We start from the raw sequence: 13,290 nt of genomic DNA on the forward strand, positions 1-13,290 counted from the left end.
TCTTGACGTTAATCCAGCCAACCTTAAGCCGCTCGCACCAACGCCACCCGACCAAAACGCGGATCAATCTCGATACTAATCACTTGCAAAAGTTGGGATTGATCGCCCTGAGAGAGGGAGTGCAAAACGGATTGCCCTAGGGGTAGATCAAGGCATTCTCGAAATAACTGATGCCGATAGTATTGGGGTAAAAATTTATCTTCCCCCACACGTAACGAGGCCGCATTATAAAAGGCGAGTTGTCCTTCGTAGTTGAGAATGCCAGCGGGCCGATCCAATTGCTCACACCATCGCAAGGCCAAAAACCATTTCGCCTCGGATAGTCGGCAGTACACCCGCTTTGGATTAGGATGCTCTAACACGCGATAGCCGTTCTCACAAGAGACAATTGTGCCTCCCAAAAAGCCAAAAATCGTTCCGACTGCATCATTCATCATGGTGTTATGGTCGCTGTCCTAACGTTGCACCGGATTATGTCGTCCGTCACTTAAAGCCGTCCGTCACTCAAAACACACTCGTCATTCACCTCTTCAAGCTTACGGATAGACCGGGGGGATTCGCGCAAAATCACTAAAAGAGTTAATAAATTGGTCAATTATGCTACAGTGATGGCACTCAATCGGCTCTGGTCGGGATCAGCGATCGGATGAGAAGGGGAAAGCCTAGTGAAAAACTAGCACTGTCGCGCAACTGTGATGGGTTTTAGGCCCTTAGTCAGGATGCCCGCCGATGTGAGGAAAGGGTCTGGTATTTTGAGAGTTCAATGTGGTTTAAGGACTGCGCGAAACAGTCGGAGATGATTTAGATGAGTCAGATGCAGCAACGAATGCGGATTTTGGGTCTTTGTGGCGCGATCGCCCTCCTCTTCAAGAGCCAAGCCGCCTACGCCCACCATCCCTTTGGGGGCACAACTCCCACGACGGCATTCACAGGCTTTTTATCCGGGTTGGGTCATCCGGTAATTGGTGTGGATCATTTTGCCGTTGTGGTTGCAACGGGTCTGCTAGCCGCCCTCTATGGTCGGCGCGGTTTGGTGATTCCTTTGGCGTTTATTATCACGACGATGCTCGGAACGGGGCTGCATTTACAGGCGATGGATTTACCCTTTGCGGAAACTGCGATCGCAGTATCGGTGCTGAGTGTTGGCGTTCTCTTGGCGATTCCCCAACGGTTGCAATGGTTGGCGGTGGCGGCGATCGCTGCCCTGGCCGGTATTTTCCACGGCTATGCCTATGGTGAAGCGATCGTCGGGGCAGAAATGACCCCCTTGGTGGCTTATCTGTCCGGATTTGCGACGATTCAAGGCGCGATCGCCCTCAGTGTCGCCCTCACCGCCCAACAACTTTGGCAGAATCTTGATACTACCAAAGCCCTCCCCCTCCGCTTCGCCGGCTTTACCTTGGCGGGTGTGGGGTTAGCCTTCCTCTCGTCGGCTGTGCTCGGTTAATTTCCTTCAACGCACGTTAATCCTCAAAAGGGCATGAGCAGATCATGTCCTTTTGTGTCTCGATTGCGCGGCATAATCCAGCCAACCTATCCTTTACCCCTCAACGAAACGATGCATAAAATTCCTGTGACGGTGATTACTGGTTTTCTCGGTGCGGGCAAGACAACCCTCGTGCGCCATCTGCTCCAAAACAACGAAGGCCGCCGCATTGCGGTGTTGGTGAATGAATTTGGTGAGGTGGGGATTGATGGGGATTTGCTGCGATCGTGTCAGGTGTGCGATGACGAGGATGATCCGCATACCAATATTGTCGAACTCACGAATGGTTGCCTCTGCTGCACGGTGCAAGAGGAGTTTTATCCCACCATGCAGGAATTGTTGAAGCGGCGCGATCGCCTCGACTGCATTCTCATCGAAACCTCCGGCCTCGCCCTCCCCAAACCCCTGATCCAAGCCTTCCGCTGGGACGACATCCGCAACGCCGCCACGGTGGATGGCGTGATTACTGTGGTGGATTGTGATGCCCTCGCAGCGGGGACCTTGGTGGGGGATCTTGATGCCCTCGAAGCCCAACGCCAAGCCGACCCCAACCTTGACCACGAAACCCCCATCGAAGAACTCTTTGAGGATCAACTCGCCTGTGCTGACATGGTACTGCTGACGAAAACCGACAGCGTTGATGCGGCAACGGCGGCCAAAACCCAAACCTGGCTCCAGTCTCAAATCCCAGCCGGGGTGAAGATTGTCCCCTGTGGCCATGGTCAAATTGATGCCAATGTATTGTTAGGCTTTAATGCGGCGGTGGAAGATCAACTAGATCAGCGTCCGAGTCACCACGATCACGAGGGAGAACATGATCATGATGATGAGATTAATGCGGTGCAGTGGGTGTGCGATCGCCCCCTCGACCCCGTCGCCCTGCTCGACCATCTCCAAACCCTTGTTCAACAGCACGAAATCTACCGAATCAAAGGCTTTGTGGCGGTTCCTAACAAACCGATGCGCCTCGTGGTGCAGGGCGTGGGCAACCGTTTCGACTCCTTTTACGATCGCCGCTGGCACGAGGGCGAACCCCACCAGACGCGCCTGGTGATCATCGGGCGGGAGTTAGTCGAAGCGGAGATAGTGCGATCGTTAGAGGCGATATAACCCGAAAATCCTCGGTATAATACCGCCATGAGTATCAATGTATTCTTGTATGGCCAATGGTCAGACAAATGACCCTAGACTTGTTTGCGCCCATTGCAACGTCACCGCCATCAACTCGGACGCACTTTGATTTTCAGTTTATTGACTTATTTGCAGGGATTGGTGGCTTTCGGATTCCGCTCGAAGCGTTGGGGGGAACGTGCCGGGGCTATGCCGAAATTGATAAAGACGCGATCGCAACCTACACCGCAAACTTCGCCGATGATCACGACATTCCACTGGGCGATATTACCCAACTTCACGTCCTACCGTCTGACATTGATCTATTGGTGGGCGGTGTCCCCTGTCAAGCCTGGTCAATTGCGGGGCGAACCTTGGGGTTTGATGATCCACGGGGTCGATTGTGGTTTGATGTCTGTCGGTTAGTGGCCCAGAGTCAGCCCCGGAGTTTCCTCTTTGAAAATGTGAAAGGACTCACAGAACCCAGGCATCGTCACAGCTTAGATTACATTGTCTACACCTTACAAAACAGTGGCTATGTGGTCTACTGGACAGTCTTGAATAGTTATGATTTTGGGTTACCGCAGGATCGCGATCGCTTATTTTTAGTGGGGATTCGTCAGGATCAAGCCCAAGCTAAAACCTTTAGTTTTCAAAACTTAGGCGCACCCAGTCAACGATTGTGCGAAGTTTTACCGGACTTGCCCCACGACATTGCCCCTAAACGTAAATTTGATCCTCATGTTTTATTTGGTCATACCATTCCGGCTGCCCGTGGGCGGTTCCAGTTTCCCGATCAGCTCAATGACTTTTTCCTGTTTAGCGATGTACGAGATGGCCATACAACAATTCACTCTTGGGATTTAATCGAAACCACAGCCAAGGAAAAAATGATCTGTTTGGCATTGCTCCAAAATCGCCGCAAAAAGAAATATGGTGCTAAAGATGGGAATCCTCTTGCCCTGGAGCATTTTCAATCTTTAATCTCTGATATCAACTCACAAGATTTAGAACAATTAGTCACCAAGAAAATTCTCCGCCCCGTTCAAGATCGGTTTGATTTTGTGAATTCGCGCATCTCCACCGGAATTGATGGCGTTGCACGAATTTTTCTGCCCCGTGCCCAAGCGATCGGTACATTAACAGCCCGTGGCTCTAAGGATTTTGTCGCGACTCAGATCCTCCCAGAGTGTGAGCCGCCACAATTTAAGCAGAATTTTATTGACCATATTTATCGCGATCGCCACTTTCGGAGCCTCACGCCCCATGATTATTTACTCTGTCAAGGGTTTCCAGAAACGTTTCAAATGCATCCAAATCCTGCGATCGCAGAAAAACAGTTTGGTAACGCGGTTTCTGTGCCGGTCGTCTATCAAGTCGCTAGGACAATCCTTCAGTGTTTGTATCCATAAAAAACTCCAATCCTCTCAAAGTCAAGATTCAAGGTGTGATTCTCAGTACAGGACAAAAGTTGAAGGAATATCGATTTTGATGGAGTGGGAGCATTCTGCTCCCTATTTTGCTACAAAATCATCAGGGTTTCAGCCCAAACCAGATTTTTTTGTCCTGTACTCAAGGTGTGATTACACACATGATGGAAGGAGTGTTGCAAAATGTGGCACGAAATCCGTACTGGCAACAAGAACTTCAGTTCATTTTGAAGGGTCGGGGTAAAATGATCCCGATTCAGGTGACTTGTGATCTCTGGCTTAGGCGGGGGCAAGACATTGTCACGTTTGAGTTAAAAGCACCACTGCCCAACAGTGACCAAACCAAAGTCACTAAGGAGAAACTTTTTAAGCTCTATGGGATTGATCAAACGCCGATTACGTCCGCCTTTTTTGCTTTACCCTATAATCCCTACGGGACGAGAGAAAATTATGCTTGGTCAATGCCCAAACGCTGGTTTGATATGTCTCATGATCCGGTGATTTTGATGGGGTCGGAATTTTGGGACTATATCGGTGGCACAGGCTGTTATGACGTTTTAATCACCGCAGTTGAAGAGTTGGGCGATCGCTACAAAACCCGGATTTATCACGACATTCTTAAACGAAACCCCCCATAGCTCCAATCCTTGCCCCATCGTAGTCCAGACCGCCAACCTGTGAATGCCGATCTCTGGAGCAGAATCCGGTAGATTGGGAACAGATTTCCCCTCAATCCCAAAGAAGACGATGGCACAAACAAAACCGACCATTCTTGTCACTGGTGGCGCTGGCTACATTGGCTCCCATGCAGTGCTCGCCTTGCAGCAGGCGGGGTATGGGGTTGTCGTTCTCGATAATCTCGTCTATGGTCATCGGGAGATTGTTGAAGAGACCCTCGGTGGTGAATTGATTGTGGGGGACACTTGCGATCGCGCCCTGTTGGATCGGTTATTTCAAGACCATGCGATCGCCGCCGTCATCCACTTCGCCGCCTATGCCTACGTGGGCGAATCCGTCACCGACCCCGCCAAATACTACCAAAACAATGTTTTTGGAACCCTCACCCTCCTTGATGCGATGCGGGCCGCAGGAATCAAAACCTTCGTTTTCTCCTCCACCTGCGCCACCTACGGCATTCCCGAAATTCTCCCCATCCCCGAAACCCACCCCCAACACCCGATCAACCCCTACGGCCAAACAAAATTAATGGTCGAAGCGATCCTCGATGACTACGATCGCGCCTATGAATTTCGTTCTGTGCGGTTCCGCTACTTCAACGCCGCCGGAGCCGACCCTGAGGGCCGCCTCGGTGAAGACCACGACCCCGAAACCCACCTGATCCCCCTCACCCTTGATGCAGCCCTCGGTCGTCGTGACGCGATCTCTATTTTCGGCACCGACTACCCCACCCCCGACGGCACCTGCATCCGGGACTACATCCACGTCACCGACCTCGCCACCGCCCATGTCCTCGGCTTGGAATACCTCCTCAACGGCGGCAAAACCAATGTGTTCAACCTCGGCAATGGTAGCGGTTTTTCCGTGCGCGAGGTGATCCAAACCGTTAAGGAGGTGACCGGGCGCGAGTTTGCCGTGATTGAACAGGAACGCCGCCCCGGAGATCCCCCCTCCCTCGTGGGCAGTTGCGCCAAAGCCCAACAAACCCTGCAATGGCAACCCCAGTACGGCGACCTTGAAACCATCGTCCGTCACGCTTGGCGGTGGCATCAACAGTGCCACAGCTAACCCTAACTTGGTTACTGCTATCCATACAGCGCACCCTGAGGGTCGTCGTTGGTGAAACCTCCCGTTAGGGATTAGGGTAAGCGGCCGGGCTTCGACGACCCTCAGCCCTCCACCCCGTGGGGATTGCTGGGGGTTACGATTCCAGGCCCGTGATCGTCAGGTCGGGAGGATATTCCACGGAAAACTGATAGGTAATTTCTTGGGAGGTGGTGGGAAGAAGTTCCAATTCCCAGGTGAGAAAGCCTGTTTCATCGGGGTCTACTTTGGGTTTGACGCGGTTGAGTTGGACTTTGAGTTTGTCGTTGCGGCTGACGGGGAGTTGGTCGGTGAGGTGAATCTGTTGGGGGTGGGGGGCGGTGTTGGTGAGGGTGAGGGTGTAGGTGTAGGTGATGCGGCGACGGTTGCCGATCAGGTTTTTGTCTACTTTGCGATCGCTCAATGTCCGCTGAATCTCCACGGTGGGATCAACGCCAAACTGTAACGGCAAGGTTTCCCCTGGGGCAACTGCTGCGATCGCCGCCGTCCCGATAAACATCGCATCTCGAAATAAATTCCCATTACCGGCCAACAGGGGCACATGGTCGGGCGGATTGATCGCCGTCAGGGCGATATAGACCTGATCACTGAGGGGGGGCAGGGCGATTAAATGCCAGGTGACATCGAGATCCGCATTGAGGATGGTGACGGTTTCCGCAAGGCCGGTGCTGGGGATGGTGGCTGTGCCCTGAATCCCTAGGGTGACCTTTGTGATGCCCTCGACCTCTTCTAATTCTGGTAAATGAGCGGGGCCATCGGTGGGGGGTCTGGGCTTGAGTTCTTGGGTGGCGGCTTGGTAGCGCGATCGCCCCGATCGCAAATTCACAAAAGGATTCAAGGGTAAATCCACATACCACGGCTCCAGACTGGGTAATTGAGAATCGGGGTAGGGGTGGGCCGTGGAGAGGGTCAGGGCCACATCGGGCCAGGGTTCGCCGGTATTTTGTTGCACTTTGGCGAGATAACTGAGGTTGAGATGGGGGTTTTGGCTATCCCAGCGCAGGTCATAGCAGGGCTGCCACGACACTTGATCAATGCGATAGCTCACCTCAAGGTGATAGTCCCCACTGCCGAAGGGATCGACAGTGAGCCACAGTTGCAAAGATTCCGGCGGGGGGGCGATTTGGTGCTGTTGGAGACGCTGGCGGAGGTCGTGGAGTTGCTCGTCTAGGGTGCGATCGCCCTCGTCCAACTCCGTCAATTCCATCTGTCCCGCTAAATACTGCTCCCGAAAAAACGTCAGCACCCGTTCCGTTTTCACCAGGCTGACATTCTCTTGGGCCAACTCCTGGGCAAAGGTTCCCGCGCTCTGTTCACTGAGGTTTTGGAGGAATCGCCGTTGCAGTTGTAGGGCTTCGCGTTCGGCTTGGTGTTGGCGCTTTTGGGCTTCGAGGGCTTGGATTTGGGCGGTGAGGGCTGCGGCGGCATCGGAATCGGGTAGCGCGGGGGTGATCCGATGCAGTTCGACCCCCAAGAGCAATACCTCGGCACTGCCGTGACCTGTCACGGTGATTGAGTCTGGATCAAGGCGAGTGGGGAGATTGGGAACGATCAAAATTCGTTCAGTGCCCGTTAAGGCGATCGCCCCTTGGCGCGTCACTTGGGCACAGTCTGGATAGACCGTCACATGACGAATCTGAGTCAGCACAGGATAATTCATCGCCGTCCCCTAAAAGCTTTCACCGGCCACTATCTCCAATTGTTCCTCAAAATATGCTTCGCGATGACCGAGGCGGTTGGCAATCTCTAGCCCGGCTTGGAGCGCACTCAAGGCCTGGGGGTAGTTTTTCAGTTCTCGGTATAACTGGGCCATCCGGTCATAGGTTTGCATCATGGTGTATTGATCATAGGCGTATTGGGCGGCCTTGAGTTGTTCGCGGTAGAGGGCGATCGCTTCATTGAGTTGGCCGTAGTCGGTGTAGAGGGCTGCTAGGGTTTCCAGGGCTTCGCTGGCGTAGGCGTATTGCTGTGCCGCCCAAGCGAGGGTGAAGGCCTGTTGATAGAATTCGCTCGCCTGTTCCCCGTCACCTAGGGCGGCGTAGTTTCGAGCAATGGACAGGCGCAGGGGGGCGAGTTTTTGGACGAAGAGGGGTTTGGCGAGATAGGCCGTAAAGAGGTCTTCTTTGGTGGCGATCGCCTCTGTCCATTGGTCGGTTTCATCATAGAGGCGGGCCAATTCTTCGAGGTACACCTGTTCATTGGCCAGATCCGCCTGCGATCGCGCCCCGGTGAGCAGGTCTTGATAGATGGCGATCGCCTCGGAGAACTTAAACCAATCCCGATGCAACCGCGCCACATTTTCCAACACCGGCTGCCGCTCGTCAAAATCCGCCCCCAACGTTGCCAACTGATAGCGATACATCAACACCGCCTGGGGGTACGATCGCACCGCCTCGTAGGCCTCGGCCAGGGGTTGGATCAGGGGCGAAGTGAGATCCGGCGGTGTGGGGGGCGGCTCATCGCGATCGCGTTCGGCATCGGGATCGATGGGGTCAAGATTCGCCTCGGTTTGAATCGTGCTCAGACGTTCGGTAATCGCCGCCACATCCCCGTTGCGGCTCTGTTCCCAAGCGAGGCGACCCACCCGCGTTAGGGCCTCAATTTCCGCCAACGGCCCCAAAAATCGCCGCAGCCGCAATTCCTGAAACCATAGCTCGTAGGCGGTTTCCGGGGCATCGTTATCGAGGGCCACCTGACCCGCTTGGGCCAGGTCATCTAAGGCGGTTTCGAGGGCGATCGCTTCCGCTGCATTCAAGGGGGGCGGGGTAAAATTGGGGTCGCGATCGCGTTTCTTTTTGCGGGCTTCGGTTTGGATCGCCGCGCGAATCCGTTCCGGCAGCAGGGGATCAGCAGTGATCGGTCGTTGGAGGGGATGGATTAATTCGGCTTCCTCGTCCTGCTCTGCTTCGATGGCCGGATCATCACTCTGGGCCCAAGTGGGCGCGATCGCTCCCGGCGCGATCCCTAACCCCAGGATCATCACCCATCCCGCTAATGCCAAACCGCTGTATTGTCGCTGTGCCATCGTTACCTCCTGTCCTGTGATCCGACGCTTAACATGATTCCCAAGGCCAGCCCCCAAATCAGCCCTAAGGCGTGGGCCAAACCGCTCACCTCTGGAATGAGTCCATCGACGACCATTTGCACGGCAATGATTCCTAAAAATAACCGTAAGCGTTGGCGAGCGATCGCGCTGCCCTCCTGCCACCAGCCCCGCACCAAAATCGCCACAATCACCCCCAATAGTCCCATAATCGCCGCCGAAGCCCCCACCAACCGCTGCCACTCGGTGCCCTGCTGAAGCGCGATCGCCGTATACACCATCATCGCCCCCACCCCCGACCCCAAATAGGCCCACAAATATCGCCCCAACCCCAATTTAAGCTCCACAAACGGGCCGAGAACCACCAACCCCAGCATATTGGTCACCAAATGCACCGCCCCATAATGGAGAAAATTCGCCGTGATTAAACGCCACCATTCCCCCTCGCGCACCAGGGCGGGAATCAAAGCCCCCAGACGATCGAGGGCGGCGGTGTTTTGGCTGCCGCCGTGGGTGAGTTCGAGGCCAAAAAAGACCAGATTGATCACCAAGAGGGTATATGTTCCGTAGGCGGGATAGTGTAAATGGCTGATTAAGCCGCGCCCGTAGCGTAGTTCCTCGCTGATCTGGGTTTCGATGCGGCGCAGGGTTTGCCAGGAGGCCGGGGTGAGGCTGGGGGCGAGGGCAGCGGGGGGATGGTGTAATCGCCAGGCGATCGCAGCCTTTAGCGTCGGGTCAGAGGTGCGATCGCGCCACGCCGACAACTTCAGCGCCACCGGTTCCCCCGTCACCCCCAACGCCGTCCACCGCCAAAACTGTTTCATTTCTGCCCGCCCCGCGACCAACCCTTGATCCAACAATTGATTGACCCCCGCCGTCTGCCCCCCAAAGGCCAACGCCATCAACCGCGCCATCTGCAACGGTGCGCAGTGGTTGCCCTGTTTTAAATAGGGTTCGTAGCGCGTCACACTCCACACCAAGCCATTGAGATCCCCCGTTTCCCCCAAGGCCCGTAGAAAGCACAGGATCAACTGGGGGTTGCGGATTAACTCCCGTTCCGGCACATGGACTTGTATCCAGTGCAGCAGGTCATGCCAGCGGGCTTCCATCAACAGCAGCAGGGCGCTGGCATGGCGATTGAAGGGATGATCGGGGCGGCTCTGGGTGTTTAGCATCCGGATTGCCTGGGTGATTTGTCCCTGTTGCCCCACTTCTAACGCCCGCAGAATCACAGGCTGCTCCCACCAACCATCGAGGGGATGGAGCCAGCGAATCACGGTCATGATCCGCCGGGCGATGCGGTACTGGGCTTGGCTGATCCGATGATGAACCTGGGCTAAACCGAAGACCGGCAACAGGATCAAGCTCCCCCACAGTCCCCCGCCGATGAACCCCGCCCACGGGGGAGCCAGGAGACTCAACAGGCTCATGATGCCTAGAATCAGCCCCGCGACGATCGCCCAGCCCCGGTTAGAATGCGATCGCCAGGCTCGGAGCAAAAAGGTGACACAGGAAAAACACACCATCCACACCAAAATTTGATTGAGATCCATGCCCTCGTCCAAAGACTCCCACGGAGTCGATTAACCGCTATCCTACCCCGGTTCTTCACGCCTCGCCGAGGGGCAAGGTGGTGGGCAAGTGGATTGTAAAGGCTGCGCCCTGACCCGGTTGGGAGGTGACGGTAATCTCGCCCTGGTGGGTATCGTGAATGATTTGGTAGCAGATCGACAGACCGAGGCCGGTTCCCTGGCCGATGGGTTTATTGGAAAAGAAGGGGTTAAAGAGGTGGGCTTGGGCCTGTTCATTGATGCCGATACCGTTATCGGCGATCGCAATTTCGAGGGTGTCGGGATCGAATTGACGAGCCGTGAGGGTGATTTGGGGCGCGATCGCCGGCTCCTGCTCCAGACGACTGCGGATCGCGTCGATCGCATTCACCAACAGATGAAAAAAGACTTGATTCAGTTGCGCCGGATAGCAGGCAATCGAGGAGATCGGGTCATACTGTTTCACCACTGTAATCGCGGGTTGATCGTCAGGTTCAAGGCGCGATCGCACCATTTCCAACGTACTTTCTAGCCCCTCCACCACATCCGCCACCTTACACCCCGCCTCATCCAATCGCGAAAAACTCCGCAGCCCCACCACAATTTTCCGAATCCGATTCGCCCCCGTCCGCATCGAAGTCATAATCTTCGAGAGATCTTCGGTTAAAAACTCAATATCTAACTCCTCAAGCTGTTCAGCGATCGCCGGAACCGGCTGCGGATAGGCCTCTTGATAGCGAGACAATAAATCCACTAAATCCTGCACATAATCCATCGCAGGGGTGAGGTTGCCATAGATGAAACTGACCGGATTATTAATTTCATGGGCAATTCCCGCCACCAATTGCCCCAGGGCGGTCATCTTTTCATTTTGAACTAATTTTAATTGGGCAGATTGTAGATCATTTAACGCCACTTCCAGTTGATGATTCCGTGATTCAACTTCTTTCTGCAACTGTCGAATCGTTAACTGATTAGAAATACGGGCGAGCACTTCATCCATCTGAAATGGCTTACTAATGTAGTCCGATCCGCCCACCTGAAATGCTTTCACCTTGTCCTTAACATCACTCAAGGCACTGAGGAAAATAATCGGAACCATTTGCGTTTTGGGGTCTGCCTTTAAGGCTTGACAGACTTGATAACCATCCATTTCTGGCATATTAATATCCAGCAAAATTAAATCCGGGGTAATACTCTGGGCAGCCCGTAACGCAATTTTGCCACTAATGGCAGGGCGGACGGCATAACCCGATTCTGTCAGCATTGAAGACAGAAATCGAATATTGTCCGGAGTATCATCAACAACGAGAATATCAGCGGTGGGGACAGCAGAATCAGATTCAATCATGGAGTTTTCAGAATGTTTCGCCCGAAACAATGTTGACAATAATAGCTCTCTTGCATGACTCTATCATTATCTTTTTTTGCTAAACAAAGAATATTTATCCCAGACCCCAGCGGGTGGTTGACTGACTTGATCGCCCTCACCCCCAACCTCTTTCCCAAAGGGCGAGGGGAGCCGAGTCATTTTTCCAGTTCCCTCTCCCAGAGGGCTAGGGCTGATTGACTGACAAAAGAAGTGGTAGGGATAGCTAAAGAGGTTGCCCTGACTGAAATACAGAGAATTAAGAAATGGGAGTCAGTCCTCTAGAATTGAGTTACCACAACAAAACTCTGGAGAACTGTGAAAAAAACTCCCAAATTTACAATGCCCTGAAAACCTGGTTGGGTCAAGACATCCCCTGGGCGCATCTGAGCCACCTGACTACCTGCATCTGGATGGTCATCGCCGTCATCCAAACCGGAGCAGTCAACCTCACGAAATGGCTGCCGTATCTGCCCTGTCGAGGATTGTTTGCCCAAAGTAAACAGCGGCGAGTCCGACGCTGGCTGGGCAATAGCCGCATCAATATTCATCGACTCTACAAACCCATCATCAAAGCCGCCTTAGCCGATTGGCAGGATGAGGTGATGTACCTGAGCTTAGACACCTCACTATTTTGGGATGAGTATTGTCTGATTCGGGTGGCTGTGGTGCATCGCGGTCGTGCTTTACCCCTAGGCTGGCGTGTGTTGGCTCATCCCAGTGCCTCGGTTGCCGCCAACACCTACCGAGAACTGCTCCAAGATGTCGCTCGACTCCTACCGCAAGGGGTGAAGGTGGTGCTGCTGGCTGACCGTGGCTTTGTGCAGACGGAGACTATGACGCTGGTGCGCACCTTCGGCTGGCATTATCGCATCCGCATCAAAAGCAATACCTGGCTTTGGCACTCTGCCAAGGGCTGGAGCCAACCAAAAGCGTTTCATCTCAAACCCGGTGAAGCCCTCTGCTGGCACAACGTCAAACTTCACAAAGGTGAATGGTATGGTCCGGTTCATGTCATTTTCGGTCGCAACAATGTCAATGGCGAGTTTTGGGCGGTTGTCAGTGATGAACCGACCCACCTCCAGACTTTTGCTGAGTATGGTCTCCGGTTTGATATCGAGGAGGCGTTTCTCGATGACCAGTCTGGGGGTTGGCACCTCCAATCTTCCCAACTTCGCTCAGTTTGTGTTCTTTCCCGTCTCTGCTTCATTCTGGCTCTGGCGACTCTCTATGTCTCAGCTCAGGGTCTTGAGGTTGTCCAATCGGGCAAGCGTCGCTGGGTTGACCCCCATTGGTTTCGCGGCAATAGCTATTTTCGTATCGGTCTTGAGTGGATTCGTACTGCTCTCCTTGAGGGCTGGCGCTTGATTCGGCTTGTTGCTTTCTTTTCTAATTCTGACCCTGAACCGGCTATGGCTTCTCGTCCTCAGCATCGGCAACGCTCTTATCGCCTTGAATTCCAGTTTTGCTCTTTTTCTTACTCCCCTGACTGAATCTTTTGTCCGTCAATCAGGGGCTAG

General features: G+C 53.9%; 11 protein-coding genes, 1 pseudogene and 1 riboswitch. Of the genes and pseudogenes, 6 read left to right on the forward strand and 6 right to left on the reverse strand.

The annotated features are described in order from the left end of the window. Positions 1-23: 23 nt before the first annotated feature. The gene (locus tag SPI6313_RS13550) at positions 24-437 is read right to left on the reverse strand and encodes a hypothetical protein (RefSeq protein WP_245788780.1); all 414 of its coding nucleotides are present in this window, start codon (positions 435-437) and stop codon (positions 24-26) included. A gap of 166 nt (positions 438-603) precedes the next feature. Continuing rightward, positions 604-745, forward strand: a riboswitch (cobalamin riboswitch). 60 nt (positions 746-805) lie between these two features. Between SPI6313_RS13550 and SPI6313_RS13555 the strand changes: the two genes are divergently transcribed. The 5 genes from SPI6313_RS13555 (at position 806) to galE (ending at position 5,772) form a co-directional block, all read left to right on the forward strand. Continuing rightward, entirely contained in the window at positions 806-1,447 is a 642-nt protein-coding gene (locus SPI6313_RS13555; protein ID WP_072621482.1) for a HupE/UreJ family protein, read from the forward strand. Positions 1,448-1,558: 111 nt separating this feature from the next. Then, complete coding sequence (cobW, locus tag SPI6313_RS13560; protein WP_072623138.1) at positions 1,559-2,596, forward strand: cobalamin biosynthesis protein CobW; 1,038 nt, start codon at positions 1,559-1,561, stop codon at positions 2,594-2,596. 56 nt (positions 2,597-2,652) lie between these two features. Further along, entirely contained in the window at positions 2,653-4,008 is a 1,356-nt protein-coding gene (dcm, locus tag SPI6313_RS13565; RefSeq protein ID WP_072621483.1) for a DNA (cytosine-5-)-methyltransferase, read from the forward strand. Between the two features lie 167 nt (positions 4,009-4,175). Next, a complete protein-coding gene (locus tag SPI6313_RS13570) occupies positions 4,176-4,664 on the forward strand; it encodes a TdeIII family type II restriction endonuclease (protein WP_281248406.1) in 489 nt (162 codons plus the stop codon). 109 nt (positions 4,665-4,773) lie between these two features. Then, a complete protein-coding gene (galE, locus tag SPI6313_RS13575) occupies positions 4,774-5,772 on the forward strand; it encodes a UDP-glucose 4-epimerase GalE (protein WP_072621485.1) in 999 nt (332 codons plus the stop codon). 133 nt (positions 5,773-5,905) lie between these two features. On the opposite strand, the gene SPI6313_RS13580 is transcribed toward galE, so the two are convergent. From SPI6313_RS13580 to SPI6313_RS25390, 5 genes and pseudogenes are all read right to left on the reverse strand, one after another. Further along, a complete protein-coding gene (locus SPI6313_RS13580) occupies positions 5,906-7,468 on the reverse strand; it encodes a mucoidy inhibitor MuiA family protein (protein ID WP_072621486.1) in 1,563 nt (520 codons plus the stop codon). Between the two features lie 9 nt (positions 7,469-7,477). Then, on the reverse strand, positions 7,478-8,833 hold the full coding sequence (locus SPI6313_RS13585) for a tetratricopeptide repeat protein (protein ID WP_072621487.1): 1,356 nt from the start codon (positions 8,831-8,833) through the stop codon (positions 7,478-7,480). Between the two features lie 2 nt (positions 8,834-8,835). After that, complete coding sequence (locus tag SPI6313_RS13590; protein ID WP_072621488.1) at positions 8,836-10,404, reverse strand: rhomboid family intramembrane serine protease; 1,569 nt, start codon at positions 10,402-10,404, stop codon at positions 8,836-8,838. A 55-nt stretch (positions 10,405-10,459) separates the two neighbouring features. After that, a complete protein-coding gene (locus tag SPI6313_RS25385; protein WP_425443127.1) occupies positions 10,460-10,915 on the reverse strand; it encodes a sensor histidine kinase in 456 nt (151 codons plus the stop codon). 477 nt (positions 10,916-11,392) lie between these two features. Beyond that, positions 11,393-11,752 (reverse strand): annotated as a pseudogene (locus SPI6313_RS25390) (response regulator); the annotation flags it as partial. A gap of 284 nt (positions 11,753-12,036) precedes the next feature. Here SPI6313_RS25390 and SPI6313_RS23575 point away from each other — a divergent pair. Next, the gene (locus SPI6313_RS23575) at positions 12,037-13,263 is read left to right on the forward strand and encodes a transposase (protein ID WP_175551102.1); all 1,227 of its coding nucleotides are present in this window, start codon (positions 12,037-12,039) and stop codon (positions 13,261-13,263) included. Positions 13,264-13,290 lie beyond the last annotated feature (27 nt).

The sequence above is a fragment of the Spirulina major PCC 6313 genome, from assembly GCF_001890765.1.
GTDB classification, from domain to species: domain Bacteria; phylum Cyanobacteriota; class Cyanobacteriia; order Cyanobacteriales; family Spirulinaceae; genus Spirulina; species Spirulina major.

What these genes read in the sequence shown, in the direction of transcription:
- SPI6313_RS13550 (WP_245788780.1), bottom strand. Translation starts at nt 437, where the DNA reads ATGATGAATGATGCAGTCGGAACGATTTTTGGCTTTTTGGGAGGCACA.
- SPI6313_RS13555 (WP_072621482.1), top strand. Translation starts at nt 806, where the DNA reads ATGAGTCAGATGCAGCAACGAATGCGGATTTTGGGTCTTTGTGGCGCG.
- cobW (WP_072623138.1), top strand. Translation starts at nt 1,559, where the DNA reads ATGCATAAAATTCCTGTGACGGTGATTACTGGTTTTCTCGGTGCGGGC.
- dcm (WP_072621483.1), top strand. Translation starts at nt 2,653, where the DNA reads ATGGTCAGACAAATGACCCTAGACTTGTTTGCGCCCATTGCAACGTCA.
- galE (WP_072621485.1), top strand. Translation starts at nt 4,774, where the DNA reads ATGGCACAAACAAAACCGACCATTCTTGTCACTGGTGGCGCTGGCTAC.
- SPI6313_RS13580 (WP_072621486.1), bottom strand. Translation starts at nt 7,468, where the DNA reads ATGAATTATCCTGTGCTGACTCAGATTCGTCATGTGACGGTCTATCCA.
- SPI6313_RS13585 (WP_072621487.1), bottom strand. Translation starts at nt 8,833, where the DNA reads ATGGCACAGCGACAATACAGCGGTTTGGCATTAGCGGGATGGGTGATG.
- SPI6313_RS13590 (WP_072621488.1), bottom strand. Translation starts at nt 10,404, where the DNA reads ATGGATCTCAATCAAATTTTGGTGTGGATGGTGTGTTTTTCCTGTGTC.
- SPI6313_RS25385 (WP_425443127.1), bottom strand. Translation starts at nt 10,915, where the DNA reads ATGGTGCGATCGCGCCTTGAACCTGACGATCAACCCGCGATTACAGTG.
- SPI6313_RS23575 (WP_175551102.1), top strand. Translation starts at nt 12,037, where the DNA reads ATGGGAGTCAGTCCTCTAGAATTGAGTTACCACAACAAAACTCTGGAG.